General features: G+C 50.7%; 13 protein-coding genes. 2 read left to right on the top strand and 11 right to left on the bottom strand.

Annotated elements, in window-relative coordinates; translation table 11 throughout:
- The first annotated feature begins 13 nt into the window (after window positions 1-13).
- Together NST38_RS27955 and NST38_RS27960 are read left to right on the top strand one after the other, a co-directional pair.
- Window positions 14-3,238 carry an efflux RND transporter permease subunit gene (locus tag NST38_RS27955; RefSeq protein WP_076253637.1) on the top strand — a complete coding sequence of 1,075 codons (3,225 nt, stop codon included), beginning with the start codon at window positions 14-16 and terminating at the stop codon, window positions 3,236-3,238.
- A gap of 474 nt (window positions 3,239-3,712) precedes the next feature.
- A complete protein-coding gene (locus NST38_RS27960) occupies window positions 3,713-5,377 on the top strand; it encodes a PucR family transcriptional regulator (RefSeq protein ID WP_076253727.1) in 1,665 nt (554 codons plus the stop codon).
- A gap of 16 nt (window positions 5,378-5,393) precedes the next feature.
- Here NST38_RS27960 and NST38_RS27965 read toward each other — a convergent pair whose 3' ends face one another.
- From NST38_RS27965 to NST38_RS28015, 11 genes are all read right to left on the bottom strand, one after another.
- Window positions 5,394-5,621, bottom strand: coding sequence for a hypothetical protein (locus NST38_RS27965; RefSeq protein ID WP_047840726.1), 228 nt, complete (start codon window positions 5,619-5,621; stop codon window positions 5,394-5,396).
- Window positions 5,621-7,066, bottom strand: a complete 1,446-nt coding sequence (hydA, locus tag NST38_RS27970) for a dihydropyrimidinase (RefSeq protein ID WP_341344230.1) — start codon at window positions 7,064-7,066, stop codon at window positions 5,621-5,623. The genes NST38_RS27965 and hydA overlap by 1 nt, the downstream gene beginning before the upstream one ends.
- Window positions 7,063-8,358, bottom strand: a complete 1,296-nt coding sequence (gene preA / locus NST38_RS27975; protein ID WP_076253639.1) for an NAD-dependent dihydropyrimidine dehydrogenase subunit PreA — start codon at window positions 8,356-8,358, stop codon at window positions 7,063-7,065. The genes hydA and preA overlap by 4 nt, the downstream gene beginning before the upstream one ends.
- A 481-nt stretch (window positions 8,359-8,839) precedes the next feature.
- The gene (locus tag NST38_RS27980) at window positions 8,840-10,207 is read right to left on the bottom strand and encodes an NAD(P)-dependent oxidoreductase (protein WP_076253640.1); all 1,368 of its coding nucleotides are present in this window, start codon (window positions 10,205-10,207) and stop codon (window positions 8,840-8,842) included.
- 49 nt (window positions 10,208-10,256) lie between these two features.
- Window positions 10,257-11,138, bottom strand: a complete 882-nt coding sequence (locus NST38_RS27985) for a nitrilase-related carbon-nitrogen hydrolase (RefSeq protein ID WP_076253641.1) — start codon at window positions 11,136-11,138, stop codon at window positions 10,257-10,259.
- 4 nt (window positions 11,139-11,142) lie between these two features.
- A complete protein-coding gene (locus NST38_RS27990) occupies window positions 11,143-12,432 on the bottom strand; it encodes a M20 family metallo-hydrolase (protein WP_076253642.1) in 1,290 nt (429 codons plus the stop codon).
- Window positions 12,433-12,529: 97 nt separating this feature from the next.
- Complete coding sequence (locus NST38_RS27995; protein WP_076253643.1) at window positions 12,530-13,903, bottom strand: aspartate aminotransferase family protein; 1,374 nt, start codon at window positions 13,901-13,903, stop codon at window positions 12,530-12,532.
- A gap of 21 nt (window positions 13,904-13,924) precedes the next feature.
- Window positions 13,925-14,989 (bottom strand): ABC transporter substrate-binding protein, encoded by a 1,065-nt coding sequence (locus NST38_RS28000; protein WP_076253644.1) that lies wholly within the window; start codon window positions 14,987-14,989, stop codon window positions 13,925-13,927.
- Between the two features lie 144 nt (window positions 14,990-15,133).
- On the bottom strand, window positions 15,134-16,072 hold the full coding sequence (locus NST38_RS28005; protein ID WP_083684945.1) for an ABC transporter permease: 939 nt from the start codon (window positions 16,070-16,072) through the stop codon (window positions 15,134-15,136).
- Complete coding sequence (locus tag NST38_RS28010) at window positions 16,069-16,881, bottom strand: ABC transporter permease (RefSeq protein ID WP_076253645.1); 813 nt, start codon at window positions 16,879-16,881, stop codon at window positions 16,069-16,071. Before NST38_RS28010 ends, NST38_RS28005 begins: the two co-directional genes overlap by 4 nt.
- Complete coding sequence (locus NST38_RS28015) at window positions 16,862-17,686, bottom strand: ABC transporter ATP-binding protein (protein ID WP_076253646.1); 825 nt, start codon at window positions 17,684-17,686, stop codon at window positions 16,862-16,864. The genes NST38_RS28010 and NST38_RS28015 overlap by 20 nt, the downstream gene beginning before the upstream one ends.
- Window positions 17,687-18,047 lie beyond the last annotated feature (361 nt).

The raw sequence follows: 18,047 nt of genomic DNA on the forward strand, positions 1-18,047 counted from the left end.
AAGAAACCATCGTATGAAAGGTATTATTAATTTTTCACTGAACAACAAGTTTGCGATCTGGATTCTGACAATTATCATCTCTTTTGCAGGTCTGTACAGCGGACTGACGATGAAACAAGAGACAATCCCAAACATCAACGTACCGTTTCTGAATGTCACTGCCATTGATCCAGGGGCTGCACCGGAGGGAATTGTTGAGGATGTCACGAAGCCGCTGGAAGTAAAACTACGTAATGTAGATGGCGTGAAGACGGTGACCTCCACTTCCATGGAGAACGCAGCATCGATCACACTCGAATTTGATTATGGAACAGATCTGACCAACGCAACTGCAACCGTTCGTGAGGCACTGAATGAAGTTCAACTGCCTGACAGTGTGCAGAAGCCGACCATTTCCAAGTTCAGCATTAACTCTTTCCCGGTTGTATCTCTGAGCCTGTCCGACAAGGACGGCGGTGACCTGGAACAATTGACACGACTGGTTGAATCGGATATTCAGCCTGCACTCGAAGACATTGACGGTGTAGCTCAGGTTCAGGTGTCCGGTCAATATGTGAAAGAAGTTCAATTGAAGTTTGACCAAGCCAAAATGGCCGAGCTGGGCCTAACGGAAGATACGGTAAACGGCATCGTTCAAGGTTCATCCATTCGTGTGCCCCTTGGACTGTTTGAACTGGATAAATCCCAGAAGGCCGTTGTTGTAGATGGCAACATCATCGACATCGATGATCTGAAAAACCTTGCCATTCCAGTTGTACCCGGCGGTGCCGGTGCTTCCGTAGGCAATGGTTCAAACGCAGCCCCACAAGGCTCTGGAGCACCAACTGGTGAAGCTGGTCAAGGTACCGCTCCAGGTGCTTCACAAGGAACGGACCAAGCCGCTGGTGGTAATGCCGGTGTGGGTAGCCCTTCAGGTGCTGCCAACGCAGCTGGTATCCCTACAGTGAAATTAAGTGAAATTGCCAAGATCGAAGTCATCGGTCAAGCGGAATCCATTTCCCGGACAGACGGCAAGGAATCGATTGGTATTTCCATTGTAAAATCCAACGATGCCAACACGGTTGATGTCGTTAACGCAGTCAAAGATAAAGCTGAAGAGTTGCAATCGCAGTTCAAAAATGCTGATTTGACTGTATTGCTTGACCAAGGTAAGCCGATTCAGGACTCGGTGAACACGATGTTGGGCAAAGCCATTTTTGGCGCCTTGTTTGCCATCCTGATCATCCTGCTCTTCCTGCGTAATATTCGTTCAACCATTATCTCCATTATCTCGATCCCGCTCTCCTTGCTCATGGCATTGACTGCGCTCAATATGATGGATATCACCTTGAACATGATGACGCTGGGTGCCATGACGGTTGCCATCGGACGGGTTGTCGATGACTCCATCGTTGTTATCGAGAACATCTACCGCAGATTAACACTCAAAGGTGAGAAACTGAAAGGCCGTGAACTGGTTCGTGAAGCAACGCGCGAGATGTTCATTCCAATTCTTTCTTCCACCATTGTAACGATTGCTGTATTCCTGCCACTGGCATTGGTAAGCGGTATGGTCGGTGAGTTATTCACGCCATTTGCACTGACCATGGTATTCGCTTTGCTGGCATCCCTGATCGTTGCCATTACCATTGTGCCGATGCTTGCGCACACCCTGTTCCGTGGAGGGTTGAAGAACAAACAGAATCACGAAGAAAAACCAGGCAAAATGGCGGAAGGTTACAAACGCCTGCTGAACTGGACCCTTTCACACAAACTCATCACCGTCAGTATTGCAGTGATCTTGCTGGTCGGCAGTTTGTTCCTGTACCCGTTCATCGGTGCAAGCTTCTTGCCAGAACAACAGGATAAATACGTGACTATTACGTACAGCCCACAAACCGGAGCTTTGCGTGAAGATGTCGAAAAAGAAGCACTCGTTGCCGAGAAGTGGTTGCTGGAACAACCAGGTCTGGAGAAAATGCAATATTCCATCGGCGGCACGAACCCACTGAGCAGTATGGGTGGCGGTGGCGGAAACTCGGCTCTATTCTATATCGAATATAACGAAGATACGAAAGACTTTACCAAAGTGAAGGAACAGCTTGTAGAAGGTCTGAAGAAAGAAGTTACCGTAGGTACCTGGAATGAGCTCGACATGTCCGGCGGTCTGGGTGGTAGCGGCCTGAGCCTCTCCATCTATGGCGATAATGTAGAGCAACTCAAACCTGTATCGGATGAAATTCTGAAACTGGTTGAAGCGGATAAGGATAATTTTGAAAAAGCAGATACAACACTTGCTGACACCTACGGGCAGTATACGCTCGTGGCAGATCAGGAGAAATTGAGTTCCCTGGGCCTGACTGCAGGCCAACTGGCGATGACGCTGAGCCCGGCACGGGAACGTCCTGTGCTTACGGAAGTCGATATTGATAACAAAACGTACAAAGTATATGTAGAGACAGACAACAAAACATTCAGTAGCATTAAAGAGATTGAGGATGAAACCGTCACTTCACCGCTTGGCATCGAAGTACCAATCAAAGATGTTGCCAAAGTGGAAGAAGGTACATCCCCGAACTCCATCATGCAAATTGATGGTAAAGTTGTTGTACAAGTTACAGCCAACATCCTGGCTTCGGATGTAACGAAAGCTTCGAGTAACCTACAGGCTGAGATCGACAAGCTGGATCTGCCTGATGGCGTTGAAGTGAAGTTCGGCGGTACAACCGAACAGATTAATGATACCTTTACTCAACTGGGTCTCGCCATGCTGGCGGCCATCGCCATTGTATACTTCGTGCTCGTTGTTACATTTGGCGGCGGATTGGCACCATTCGCAATCCTGTTCTCCCTGCCATTTACGGTCATTGGTATTATGGTAGGTCTGTTCATCGCTGGTGGTACGCTCGACGTCTCCGCCATGATGGGTGGACTGATGCTCATCGGGATCGTGGTCACCAACGCTATCGTGTTGATCGACCGTGTTATTCACAAGGAAACAGAGGGTATGCCTACCCGTGAAGCCTTGCTGGAAGCCGGTGCAACTCGTCTGCGTCCAATCCTGATGACCGCTCTCGCAACTATCGGTGCCCTGTTGCCACTGGTTACGGGCCTCGAAGAAAGTGCGGGGATCATCTCGAAAGGATTAGGAATTACCGTAATCGGTGGTCTGATCAGCTCCACGCTGCTCACGCTGGTTATCGTACCGATTGTGTATGAGTTCCTGATGAAATTTAAAAAGAAAAGAATCGAAGATTAAGAAGTCGTTGATTGTACTCATGTAACGGTTCGAGTACAACTTAAATACAGACTATAATATTAGCTTCTCGCCCCTTAGCGCATATTGGAATGATTGAATTCCGATGTGATGTTAAGGGGCTTTTTTTTATTTAAGCATTTTGCATAAATCCCATGAGCGTCTTCCAATCAGCAAGATATAGATCGAAATGATTCTATTCGTCTATATCTTGTACCCGTGAGCGATTGGAATCGAATTATGCAAAATGCTGATGAAAATTCACATGAGACATAGACTGACATATAAATTCTTTATTTTAATCAAAATCACAAAAAGCACAGTTCCATTTGTCATTTGAAACAAATGAACGTTAGATTTCAGCTCATCGGCTGTAAATAGACTTATAATATGGATTAATTATGCAAGTTGACGGATTCCAGACTCCAGATAGATCACATGTGATTGGGGAAGGATGGTGGTTGTGTGGGGGAGACAATGCTTCATATTCAGATCAGAGACATGTTAAAACGTCCCGTATTTCGCAAGGCGGAAGTTCTGGCCAGTGATCGTGCATTGGAGCGGTATGTTCGCTGGGTTCATATCATGGAAGTTCCTGAGGTGGGGGACTTGCTCAATGGCGGGGAATTGGTGCTGACAACAGGCATTGGCTGGCAGGAAGGTGAGCAGCAAGGTCTGTCTTTTCTGCGTCAGTTAATTGCACGTGGGGCTGCCGGACTCTGTATGGAACTGGGGAATCACACCAAGTTACAGCTCGGGGCTATGAAAGAAATTGCAGTAGCAGCTGATTTTCCGTTGATCTGGTTTCACGAACAAGTCCGTTATATCGATATTACGCAAGACTTGCATTTCACCTTGATTCGCAGTCATCAGCGGATGATCGCTGAACTCGATAGTCTCACCACCTCCTTTAACCAACTTCTTCTGAATGGAGATGGCGTACAACCTCTGCTTCGATTATTGTCACGAACAACCGGATGTGCTGTGGCGTTATATCCACTTGAAGGGGAAGCAAGTGCCGTTCCCTACTGCCCTCCAGAGCAGCTGGAGACTCGTCGGCAGGATTGGTTTTTGCAGCGGGAACATTTGGCGGAGGAGGATATTCCGAATTTAATGCAGCTGTCAGATAACACATTGGATGTGATCAGCATGCCTGTTCAGGCGTTGGACTACACCTTTGCCGACCTTGTGCTGATGCATCAAAAGCTGACGGATCAAGATTCAAGCATACCGATCAAACCTTCGGATGAATTCGTCATTCACGCACTGGAACGATGCGCGGCCGCGATTGCTCAGGACTGGATGCGAACCAAATACATGGAAGAGAAACGCCGCTACAAAGAAGATATGTGGGTCATTGATTGGCTTAACGGACACCACTCCACGAAGGAAATCCATGAATATATATCTACCGTTAATCCCCTTCTCGCAACGAGCAAAGCCACTATTATTTTATTCGACAGCAATCCAGCATACACAGATAGCCTCAGACTTCAGAAGTTGTTGATCCAACGTAACATCGTCGCCCGGTCGGTATTTGCTCGGGAGAACTTCACCCTCTACAGCACCGTTCTGAACCACCAGATCATTCTTATCATTCTCGACCCACTACCTGGATCTCAGCGCAAAAGCAGTCTCTGGCGCTGCATCAAACAGCTGCAGCAGCACGAGCAGGAACAGACCCACTGCCTCTTCTCAGGCCTGATCGGTATCAGTCATAACTGCGCAGACCTCTCCCGTCTCAAGGATAGTCTGGAATCAGCAAAGGAGACACTGCGAATTCAGAAGGACATCGGCGAGATGCAACAGCCCTTTTACAGTAATCTTCATTGTTATCGCATCATCGCCAGTATGAAACAAAGTGGCAATCTGGATGATTTCATTGAAGAATATCTGGGCCCTCTCATTCGTTACGATGTAGAGAAAGGAGGTCAGCTGCTACGCACGCTCAAGCAATATTTGGTCCTGTGCTGCTCTAAGCAAGAGACGGCCACCGCTCTATATATTGTCAGACAGACGCTGTATCACCGTTTGGACAAAATCGAAGCCCTTTTGGGAGAAGACTATATCCTCCCGGAGAAGCGGGTAGCGATCGAACTTGCACTCTATGCCTATGAGTACGTACACGGCCCGATCGCATGAAGAGCTTCAGTATGGTCTACGCTCCCCGTTGCTCCTGAAGCTGGCGAATCAAGATGTGACTGAACCACTTCCGTCCAGACGCCGTGCCTACGTATTGCTCTTGTTTCTCTTCGGGAAGATCCGGGTGCCCCCATATGACGTGAGCACCCTCCAGATGTTCCCGTACCGCATAGATCCGATAACCCTGTGCAACCATTCGCTCTATGGCGATCCTCTCGGTCTCAAACACATCATGATCCGACATCAGCTTCTCCCTCCATTCACTGCCGTCACAGGATGTTTCATCGGTATGGGCGCGCCTGCATCATACTTGTTGCGCTTCACATATTGGCCTGCCCCTGCTGTTCCGGTATACTGCCGATCTCGAATGACATCCCCCCCGCGACACAACACCGTCACCGGACATCCCTGTACCTGCATACCTTCAAATGCACTGTAATCCACGTTCATATGATGCGTATCTGCCGAGATCACCCTGTTTACAGAGGGGTCAAAAATAACGATATCCGCGTCTGTCCCGACAGCGAGAGTCCCTTTCTGCGGAAATAGTCCAAATAACTTGCTCGCTCTTGTCGAACATAGATCAACCCACTGATTCAGTGTGATCCTTCCTTTGACTACACCTTCGGAATACAGAATGCTGAGACGATCTTCGATGACAGGCCCCCCGTTTGGAATTTTGCTAAAATCATCCTTGCCCAAGTCCTTCTGCCCCTTGAAATTAAACGAGCAATGATCGGAGCCAATCGTCTGCAACTGACCACTTTTCAATGCATTCCACAACACTTCCTGATGCGCTACTTCCCGCAGCGGAGGTGACCAAACATACTTTGCACCCTCAAAGTCCGGCTGATCCATGATCGATTGATCCAGTGTCAAATACTGAGGACAGGTCTCCCCCCAGATCCGGTAGCCCATTTCACGCATACGCGCAATTTGCTCCACTGCTTCTGCACAGGTCACGTGCACCACATACAGCTGTGAATCCGCAAGTGCAGCCAGACGCGCCGCACGGCCTGTCGCTTCTCCCTCCAACATGGATGGACGAGTCAGCGCATGATGAATCGGCTCCGTGCGCCCTTCGGCGAGCGCCTGTCGAACCAGCAGGTCAATGACATCCCCGTTCTCGGCATGAACCATGACGAGTGCGCCGTACTCTTTTGCCTTTTGCAACGTCTGGAAGAGAATCCCGTCATCGGCCTGAAACTGGTTTTTATACGCCATGAACACCTTGAAGGATGACACACCCTCTTCTTCAATGATCTGCGGCAGCTCTTCTAACACCTGATCATTCATCTCGCCAATCATGAGATGGAAACCGTAGTCGATGGTAGCTTTACCCTCGGCTTTGGCATGCCACTCCTGGAGAGATTCGATTAATGGACGGCCTTTTTGTGTCAGACAAAAATCAATGATCGTTGTTGTACCGCCAAAAGCTGCTGCTGTCGTTCCCGTCGCAAAATCATCCGCCGTTACCGTTCCACCGAAGGGCATATCCAGATGCGTATGCGGGTCGATCCCGCCCGGAATGACGTAACAGCCCGCTGCATCTACAACCTCCGTTCGTTCGTCAGGCATCAGTCCGATGCCAATCTGTGTGATTTTACCCTTTTCGATCAAAATATCTGCTTCAAAGGTATCTGACGCTGTGACCAACACACCGTTACGAATCAATTTGCGGGTACTCATGATATCGCCTCCTTGGTTGATTGATCTCTAACCGATTGCAACATCGCAATCGCAGACTGCCGTTCATTCCAGGTTACAGGTTCCTGCTCAGGTACAAGTTCAACCATCTCAATCGCCCCATCCACCGGGCAAACGATCGAACACAGATTACAGCCAACACAGTCCTCTTCCACCACTTCCAGATAGGATCCGGACGGGTCGGTCAACATATCAATACACTGATGCGAGGTGTCCTCACAAGCAATATGGCATTTGTTGCAATTGATGCAGACATCGCGGTTGATGCGGGCGACCACTTTGTAGTTCAGATCGAGATTGCCCCAATCCGAGTAACGTGGAACCGTCTGACCTACCAGTTCTGCTACACTGCTCAGACCCTTTTCATCCAGATAATCGTTCAGCCCATCAATCATTTCCTCCACAATACGGAATCCATGATGCATCGCTGCGGTACATACCTGAACCCCTGTAGCGCCCATGAGCAGAAACTCTGCGGTATCCCGCCAATCAGATATGCCGCCTATGCCAGAGATCGGCACACCCACCTCCGGATTACGTGCACACTCCGCAACCATGTTCAGTGCAATTGGCTTCACAGCTGGGCCACAGTATCCACCATGTGCTCCTTTGCCGCCCACATGGGGCACGGTATTCCACGAATCCAGATCCACACCTGCCAGAGAGTTAATTGTATTGATCAGGGAGATCGCATCTGCGCCACCGCGGACAGCTGCCCGGGCAGTCGCCGTAATATCCGTGATATTCGGCGTGAGTTTCACGATCACCGGTGTGGTCGCCACTTCCTTCACCCACATCGTCTGGAGTTCGACCAGGTCAGGTTGCTGACCGGAGGCGGCTCCCATACCACGTTCGGCCATGCCATGCGGGCAACCAAAGTTCAGCTCCAGGCCGTCCACACCGACAGCCTCCACCTTTTTCACAATCTCATGCCACTTCTCCCGCGTAGGTTCCACCATCAGTGAAGCGATAACCGCACGGTCCGGGAAGCGTTTCTTGGTCTCGGCGATCTCCCGCAGATTCACTTCCAGCGGACGATCGGATATCAATTCAATATTATTAAACCCCGCCACCCGTTGCCCACCAAAATGGACCGCCGCGAAACGCGAGGATGTATTGATAATTGGCTCACCCAGTGTCTTCCACACCGCACCACCCCAGCCCGCCTCGAACGCACGCTGGACCTGATATCCCGTATTGGTTGGTGGTGCAGAAGCCAGCCAGAATGGATTGGGTGATCGAATACCTGCCAGATTAATGGATAAGTCAGCCATAACGATCCCTCCTTGGTGTTGTTTGAACTTACTAGTTACACTGGACATTTGGTCGCGCTCAGGATTTATGCGTAGTAATTAGTTCTGGATAGCACGCACCTAAATTCTAACGAACTGTACAGCTCTTATTGGGCTCATTAGCGGCACTTTCAAAATCTAACGAATCGTAAAAGTCTTATTTGGCTGTAGTAGCTCATTTCGGCTTCATTTCAACAGGTGTTCGTCAACATAAGACGTGTGAGATTCGTTAGATTTTCCAATCCTCGGTAATTGCCACTATAAGGTGTGTAGGGTTCGTTAGCGTGTCAGGTACACGAGAATTTGATGTACCCACACTTCTTGCTCAGATCTGATCTACACCTATATCACTCTAGCAGTCCCTTGCGCCCTCCCACCCTCGCCTCTCCTTGTACTCTCTCCTTACACCCTTCCATTCCACGGTTTCCGTGTACTCTCCACTTTCCCTTGTCTCCCTCGCTGCTCACGCCGTCTCTTCCACCTGTCCAGGTAATGCCTTCATGACTGCGGCGGCAGCCAGCTTACCCTGCTGTGCAGCCGAGACAACCATCGCCTCACCCTGGCCCTGACCAAAAATGACATCTCCTGCCGCATAGATCTGAGGATGCGAGGTACGATACGTATGCGGTTCGATCTCAACGACGCCCCATTGGTGACGCAGCCCAAACGTTTCGATTAATGGTAATAACCGATGCTGCCCAATCGCCCGGATGACCGTATCACATTCAATCATGAACTCCGATCCCTCCACAGGCACGGGCAACGCACGCCCACCACCAGGCGGGGTAATTAGCTCCATTTTCACGCATTCCACAGCTTGAACCCGACCGTTCTCGTCTCCAATGATACGCTGCGGCAGGGTAAACCAGCGGAACTCCACACCCTCCTGCTTGGCAAACGTATATTCAAACGCATACGCCGTCATCTGGCTTTCCCCGCGCCGATATAACATCTGCACCCACTCGGCACCAAGACGTACCGAACAGGTTGCTGCATCTATCGCCGTATTACCCGCGCCAATAACGGCGACCTTCAGACCATTCAAAGCGGGTGGAACACCTTGCTTGGTAGACTCCACCAGTTCAATCGCATCATAGACACCTTCGAGTGTCTCCCCTTCAATGCCCAGCATAGGTACTGAACCCATGCCACAGGCTAGAATGACCGCTTCATGCTGCTCCAGCAACTGCGAAGCAGGGATATCCACACCGATACGCACCCCATAACGGATCTGTACACCAAGTGCCTCCACCTGCTCCACTTCCCATAGCGCAACCGATTCGGGCAAACGGAAGGATACGATGCCGTACGTGTTCAGCCCCCCGCCTTTGGGTTTTGCTTCATAGATCGTCACCTCATATCCTGCACGCCCCAGTTCACGTGCTGCCGACAGTCCTGCTGGCCCCGCTCCCACAACAGCAACGGTTCTCCCATTGGCAGGTGCTGCCTGGAATAACGGCTCATTCTTCGCCCGCGCCCAATCGGTGGCATAACGCTGCAAGTCACCAATGCGAATCGGCTTCGACGATTCGTTCAGCACACATGCGCCTTCACACAGTTCCTCTGTGGGACAGACACGTGCGCAGCTGGCTCCAACCGGATTTGCATCCATGATGGTGCGGGCCGATCCTTTCAGGTGCCCTGTTGATATTTTGCTAATAAAAGAAGGGATATTAATGTCGGTTGGACAGGCTTTGATACAAGGTGCATCGTAACAGTACAGACAGCGGTTCGACTCCTCCATCGCTTCCCTTCCTGTCATGGCGGGTTTCATCTCGGCAAAACGACTCTCCCACCCATAATCGGATAACGTTGTTCCTGAGCTGTTCATCAATGTCATGCACCTCCTGAAGTTTGATCCGCGCAGCTTCCAGCTACTTTTACAGACTAACCAGATGTTCGTACGTTTCCGGCCTGCGATCGCGGTAGAACTGCCACACATTACGCACCTCACGAATCATCTCCGTATCCATCTCGCCAATGACGACCTCATCCTGATCCCGGCTGCCTATCGCTACCATTCTGCCTCGCGGGTCCACCAAGTACGACTGTCCATAAAATTCACCCATATTCCATGGTGCTTCCACGCCAACCCGGTTGATGGCTGCTACATAATAGCCGTTAGCTACCGCGTGAGCGGGCTGTTCCAGTTTCCACAGATATTCCGATGTACCCGCAACCGTAGCTGAAGGATTGAAAACAATCTCTGCCCCCGCCAACCCGAGCAATCGTGCGCCTTCCGGAAAATGACGATCATAACAGATGTACACGCCGACTCTGGCGTAGGCCGTATCAAATACCGGAAACCCAAGGTTACCTGGTTTGAAATAATACTTTTCCCAGAACCCATTCGTGCCCTCACCTGCTTCCACATGCGGGATATGATGTTTGCGGTATTTGCCCAGATACGTACCATCCGCATCTATAACGGCTGCCGTATTGTAATACGAAGCAATGCCCTCCACCTCGTATACAGGTAAAATAATCACCACCGCAAGCTCCTTTGCCAGCTCCTGAAAACGTCTGGTCGTCGGTCCTTCCGGCACCGGTTCAGCGGATGCATACCATTTGGGATTCTGCTCTGTGCAAAAGTACGGCCCATAGAATACTTCCTGCAACCCGATGATCTTGGCGCCTCTTGCAGCCGCTTCACGGACCAGCGCAATGTGTTTCTGAACCGCAGCTTCTTTGTGTATCTCAACGGGAGCCGAACCTTCAATTTCATGAGAAGCCTGGATTAATCCGATGCTGATTTTGCTCATAACGTCACAACGCCTCCTCGGGTAAAATGATTGGTTGGTTCACTCCACTACACATCCTCCGAATGGTGCGATATAACACTTCCGTGCCGAGTCCAATATCCTCCGGGGAGGAATATTCGCTGGGATGATGACTGATGCCGTCTTTGCTGCGGACAAAAATCATGCCATAATCACACACAAGCGAAAGGGCCAACGCATCATGGAACGGACCACTCATCAGTTCTGGCAAAGTAACCCCGATCTCTTCCGCGGATGAACGAATCACCGACTTGATTGGCTCTGCACAATACCGCGGCTCACTATTCGTATCCTCTGTCAGCGAGTAGGTTAGACCATATCGGAAACTCACGTCATCCAAAATGTTCATCAATCGGGCTTCAAGCCGGTTCCTGCGCTCCATCTCCATGTCTCGTAAATCAACCGTGAAGCTGACTTCCTCCGGGATGATGTTACGCGAGTCTGGAAACACCCTCAGACTTCCCACCGTACCTACGGTTGGAGCTTCTGGGTCTTCTCTCACCATATCGTCAAAAGCCGCAATGACTTTGGCGCTGCCTACCAAAGCATCATGCCGCATCCCCATCGGAACGGAGCCGGCATGACCCGCCATGCCTTTCATCGTCACCGTAAGCCACAACGGACCCGAGATGCCCGTCACCAGACCTACTGGAGCATTCATCGCTTCCAGCACCGGCCCCTGCTCAATGTGTAGCTCCAGATAACTCCCTATGGAACCTGGCGGATAGATCGCCTCTTCAAAATCCGAAGGAGAACAGCCGAAGGCTTCCAGCGCCTCCCGACGGGTCACTCCGTTTTTATCCTGCCGCTCCAGTTCGCCTTCTTCCAACTGACCGGTTATACCACGTGAGCCGAACAGGCCTTTGTTAAAACGGGAACCCTCTTCATCGCAAAAGGCAATTACCTCAATTGGCATATGGGGCTGAATGCCATTTTCGATCAGGCATTGCACGGCTTCGAGTGCACCGAGCACACCAATCGCTCCATCATATCGACCGCCATAAGGCTGAGAGTCGATGTGGGAACCAATCATGAGGATCGGCAGTGCCTGATCCGCACCTTCCAGACGACCTATCAGATTACCGAAGGGATCAAGTCGTGTCGTCAGACCGGCATTTTCCATCCAGAGACGAACTTGTATGACGCCATCCATATCTTCCGGGGTCAGGGCAAGTCGGCAAACACCCGTCTCCGAGATTCGGCCAATCTGTGACAACTGCTCAATTCGCTCATTCAGCCGAAGCTGATTAATGACTTTGCCTGTTGTGGTCTGCATCCTTCCTCGCCTCCTTGCGCTTATTTTCGCGTAATGATATGAAAATTTTCATTTTGCTTGCTAAACCGTAAACGCCTGTCGTACCTGTGTATGGCAACTAACCTGCGTCCAGACTACGTAGCGCAATGAGCAAACTTCCAGCGATCAGATCCAGCTCATCCTCGGTGGTGACAAACGGCGGAGAGATCGTCAAAATGTTTGCAAACCCCGGTACGGTATCGCCGTTCTTGCCAATCAGGATGCCATCCCTTTTACAACTGGCGAGTACCTTCATTACTTTATCCGCCTCCGCAGGAGATCCGTCTGCTTCAATCAATTCAATGCCACAGGCGAATCCGAATGAACGGATATCCCCCACAATGGACAGCTCCAGTAGTGGCTCCAGCTTCTCACGAAGCAGGTATCCCAGTTCTTCCGCCCGGCTGACCAGATTCTCTCGTTCCAGAATCTCCAGATTTGCCAGTGCAACCCGGCAGGACACCGGATTTCCGCCAAATGTATTCACATGGCGAAAATGGGCATCCGGTCCGGGTTCGCGGAACGTGTCATACAGATCGGCTCGCACGGCCGTTGCCGATAGCGGCGAATACGCACTGGTCATGCCTTTTGCCATCGTCACGATATCTGGCTGTACACCATAGTTCTGATGACCAAACTTCTGCCCGGAGCGACCAAAACCGCAGATTACCTCATCCACAATGAGCAGCACGCCATAGCGCTGACAGATCTCTTGCACGGTACGCATATAATCCGGCGGGGGCACAATCATGCCGCCTCCTGTAATCACTGGCTCCATAATTACTGCGGCAACCGTCTCAGGACCTTCCCAACGAATCACCTCTTCATAGATGGTTGCACATTCGAGTCCGCATCCATCCTTGTTTCGTCCAAACGGACAGCGGTAACAATACGGTGGTGGAACATGAGAGAAACCTACGCCGAGTGGCTCGTATTTGATCTTGCGGGCGGCTTGCCCGGTGGCGCCCAGCGCTCCCATGGAGTTACCGTGATAGGCACGGTGACGGGAGATGAATTTGTGCCGAGTAGGCTCACCATTCTGATGGTGGTACTGACGGGCTATTTTGAAAGCCACCTCATTCGCATCTGAACCTGAGTTGGAGAAGAATATTCGATACTCCCCCTCCAGCCATTCATTCAGCTTCTCCGCCAGCAAAATCGCCGGTTCGTGACTCTGCGTCATCGGGACATAAGCGAGTGCTTTCATCTGTTCGTAGGCACTCCTCGCAATCTCCTCACGGCCATGGCCCACATTCACACACCACAGTCCCGACATCGCATCCAGATAACGCGTACCATCCTGATCGGTGATCCAGCTACCCTCCCCACTCACTGCAATCATCGGATGATCGTTATGAGGCGAGATGTGATGCCACACGTATTTGCGATCCTTCTCCAGCCATTCTTCCTTCGTACTGCCAAGCGGCTGAGGCTGCTGATCCACAGAACTCATTCGTCATCCTCCTCCACGCGCTTATTTCACAGCTTCTTCATAGATGCTTTTCTTCAGCGCTTCATCCAGGTTGGCGGCTTTTTTGATCAAGCCATAGTTCAGTGCAATATCCGCAGTTCGGGTAAATGACTCATCAACAAAGCTGCCGACTTGCTGTTCCGTAAATCCTTCCGGGCGGATCAGCTTTGCAATCTCTTCGAGCATCGTGACCTGATGTTCACGGGTGGTGCTGCCATCCGTCACATTACTCATCACGATATCCACCGTTTCATCCTGATTGTCGATGGCGTAATTCCAACCTTTCAGAATGGCACGGGTTACTTTGACCGCAAGCTCACGGTTGTTGTCTACCCAATCCTTCTTGGCAATCAGCGTATCCTCCAGCATCCCAACACCGGCATCTTCAATATTGAATACATCCAGATCGGATTCTTTCATCCCACTTTCCAGCACCACGTGAAATTCGTTATAGATCGTTGCCGTCGCCACATCTACCTGATCGTTGAAAAACTGATCCATCGTGAACCCCTGCTTCACCAGTTCAATATCCTTCTTCGGATCCAGGCCATTCTTCTCCATGAACGCGAGCACCTGAAACTGCTGACTGCCAAACCAGGTACTGACCTTCTTGCCCTTCATCTGAGCGGGAACAGTAATGCCTAGGGACTTCTTGGCAATCAAGCGATAACTACTCTTCTGTGAGATCTGGGCGAGCGAGACGAGTGGCAGACCATTATCCCGGCTGACCAGCAAACTGTCTACACCCGTAATGCCCACATCGGCCGCGCCATTGACCACCTGCTGCTCAATCACGATATCCGGCCCACCTGGAATAATCTCGGCATCAATGCCTTCATCTGCAAAAAAACCTTTTTCCTTCGCTGCATAGATCCCGGCAAACTGCGCCTGCGGCACCCATTTCAGTTGAATTTTCACTTTGGTTAACGGTTGATCTGCTTCGCCCGCCCCTCCTGAACTCGCAGCAACAGGCTCAGCCGCCGGCTCGGACTTCGTAGAACATGCACTCAGCATCGTAACAACCAACAGGACCAATACCAGCAAACCCGGCTTCAACGTTTTGTACATGTACAGAACAACCCCCTGTTTATATACGATTTATCAAGCATCAGTCCGTGTTCAAAAAGTCTACTTTTCAGTACCGTGGACTTTTTGAACAACCTCAATCACGTATTACGATCTATGAATCTATGGTTGGTACCCTGATGTAAGTTAAGGATTTATGCGTGCACGATTCCACGGAATGAGTCGCTTTTCTGCCAGGACAACCGCTTCATACAACACAATGCCGAGCGCGGCGGCGATAACAATGCAGGACCAGGCCAAGGGCATGTTTGCCAGTCGAATCTGATCCGAGAGCAAGTACCCCAGCCCCTGGGAGGCGATGAAAAATTCACCCACAATGGCCCCAATAATACTGGTCGACATATTGATCTTCAGACCGGCGAAGAGGGAAGGCAGCGCGTGAGGCAGTCTCAGTTTCCAAAAAAACTGCATCCTGCTCGCGGCAAGACCACTCAGCAGATCACTGTACTGCGGCTGAATGGAAGTCAGCCCTTTGAACAGGCTGACGGCCATCGCTGCCATCGTAATCACCGTGACTACTGCAATACGCGACCAGATCCCGTCTCCGAACCAATTGTTCATAATCGGGGCAAGGGCCACAATCGGAACTGCGTTCAGTGCCGACAAAACCGTAACCGCCGCCCTGCCGCTTGTTGGAAAGAACGATGCACCTGCCGCTGCCAGAGCACCCAACAATGAACCGAGCAAAAAACCTCCCAGCATTTCGGTTCCGCTATACATCGCGTATCGAAAGAGCATATTGGCATTTTCCTGAATGGATGCCGCAATCGCGGAAGGCACAGGCAGTTGGTAACTTTCCAGCGAGAATATCCAATGAAACAACCTGAGCTGCCAGAGGGCGAGAAATAACACACCCGCACCCCAAGGAAGCATGCTCAGTACAATGGAGCGCCTGCGAACGCTGGTACCCAATCTGGCCTTTTCGGCTTGTCCCTGTTGTCCGTGAATTTCTGATCCTGGAGCAGATGTTATCTGTGAACCCGTGAGGGGCGTAGCCGCGCCAGTTACAGCAGCAATCGTCACACCTTCATCACTTTTCCGGCTCAACACACTACCTTCACTCATGTGGCCTGACCTCCTTTGGCCCTGAATTCAGGCTGCCAAGGGGTTAGCCAACGTTCAGCCAGACTGATGGCCAGATACGAGATCAGGCCAATGCCAATGCTAAGCATGATGGTGGCCCAGAACATACCAACTTGGGCATGACCGTAATATAACGAACTGACCATCAGGACGCCGAGTCCGTCGGGAGCTCCCATTAATTCCACAACGATGGAGGAGGTCACCGCCAGCGGAGCAGCTATTTTCATACCAGAAAATAGTCCCGGCAGTGCTGAGGGCAGCAGGCATTTGATATATCGTGCAGTCAATGAAGCTCCACAGGAACGCATAAGCTCCAAATGCTCTGGTGCTGCACTTTTCAATCCTTTCAACGTATGGATGATGATCGGGAAGAAAGTGACATACGCGGCCATAACAATTCGGGCCCACTCCGCATTGTGGATGATCCCGTACACAATTGGTGCGAGACCAATAACCGGAACCATCTGTGAGGAGACAACATATGGAGATAACGTGCGCTCTAGCCAGACAGCCCCGCTCATGAGTAGAGCCAGACCCAGACCAAGCAACGTTCCCCCTGCAAAACCAATGGCTGCATTGCCAAACGTGACAGCCCCCTGCTCTGCGAGCGTACTCGAGTAACGAAACAAGGCTGCAAGGACTTCGTGCAGATAAGGAAGGCGAGACGCCGCCTGCTGAGGTGACAGGAACAGTTGGAGCATCCAGGCGATTCCTTCCCATAGCACCAATATGGCCATAATCCAGATGACAACCCAGGATCGATATCCCGGTTTAAAGAACCGCAGAGACATGAGATTCATCACGCTCCTCGTAGAAGCAGTTGCGAATGGTTGTGATCATGTGGTAGAAGGCTTCCGTTTCTCTCAGTTCACTATGACGTTCGGAAGGCAGATTGACGGAATGAATGGAATGTACTTGCCCCGGATGTGCCGAGAGCACGATGATCCGGTCGGACAGAAATACGGCTTCGGAGATGCTGTGTGTGACAAAGAGGAAGGTCTTGCCTGTTGAGCGCTTGATCTCAAGCAGCTCCAATTGAAGCTTTTCTTTCGTGAATTCGTCCAAGGCAGAGAAGGGTTCATCCATGAGCAGCAATGGCGGATCAAGTGCAAGTGCACGTGCAATGGATACACGTTGCTGCATCCCGCCACTGAGCTGCCATGGATAATGGTCGGCGAAGCGGGTTAACCCCACCATTTCAAGTAGTTCACCGCTAATGCGGCGGCACTCCTTCCGGCGGGTACCCAGCAGTTCCAAGGGCAATTCCACATTGTGACGAACGGTGCGCCAATCGAACAAGGCGGGTGTTTGGAAAACGATGCCGAACTGTCGCTGTAGTCGAGCCCGCTCAGGATCCTGACCTGCAATGCGTACGGTGCCTGAGTTAGGTTGAAGTAGATCACCCACCAGCCGGAGCAAGGTCGACTTGCCACAGCCGGAAGGGCCCAGCAGAGAGACAAACTCATTGGACTGGATCTGGAATGTAACATCCGACAAGGCAGTCACTTGTTGTGTACCTGTACCAAAAACAACGGACACATGATCTACATCAATATGGCAGGCTTCGGGGACTGTGGCTGAGGATATGGAGGACATGGGCATTCTCCTTTGTGAGAAGTTGTTTTCATTGCACACCAAGGCTGAATGGGAGGTTTATATACACAAACGTAACAGGTTTTGCTTGTTAGATAATACTATATCGCTTTGGGCGGGGATTACATTATACAGTGTGTTTTGAGTATGGGCCTGTTCATGTTACACAATGTAAAATGAGACGGATTCTCATATACATACATGTGAGTTTTCTTCGTAGATAGCTAACATACATTTCACCTAACAACAAGCGCACGATCATTTGTATTTATTGATTAAATATTCGGAAAATATGACATATGCCCTCGTATTCTTGCTCATTTTCTTGTATAAAGATTGAATAGAGAATCCAGAAATCGGGGTG

This window comes from Paenibacillus sp. FSL H8-0104 (genome assembly GCF_038050215.1).
In the GTDB taxonomy this organism is placed as follows: domain Bacteria; phylum Bacillota; class Bacilli; order Paenibacillales; family Paenibacillaceae; genus Paenibacillus; species Paenibacillus amylolyticus.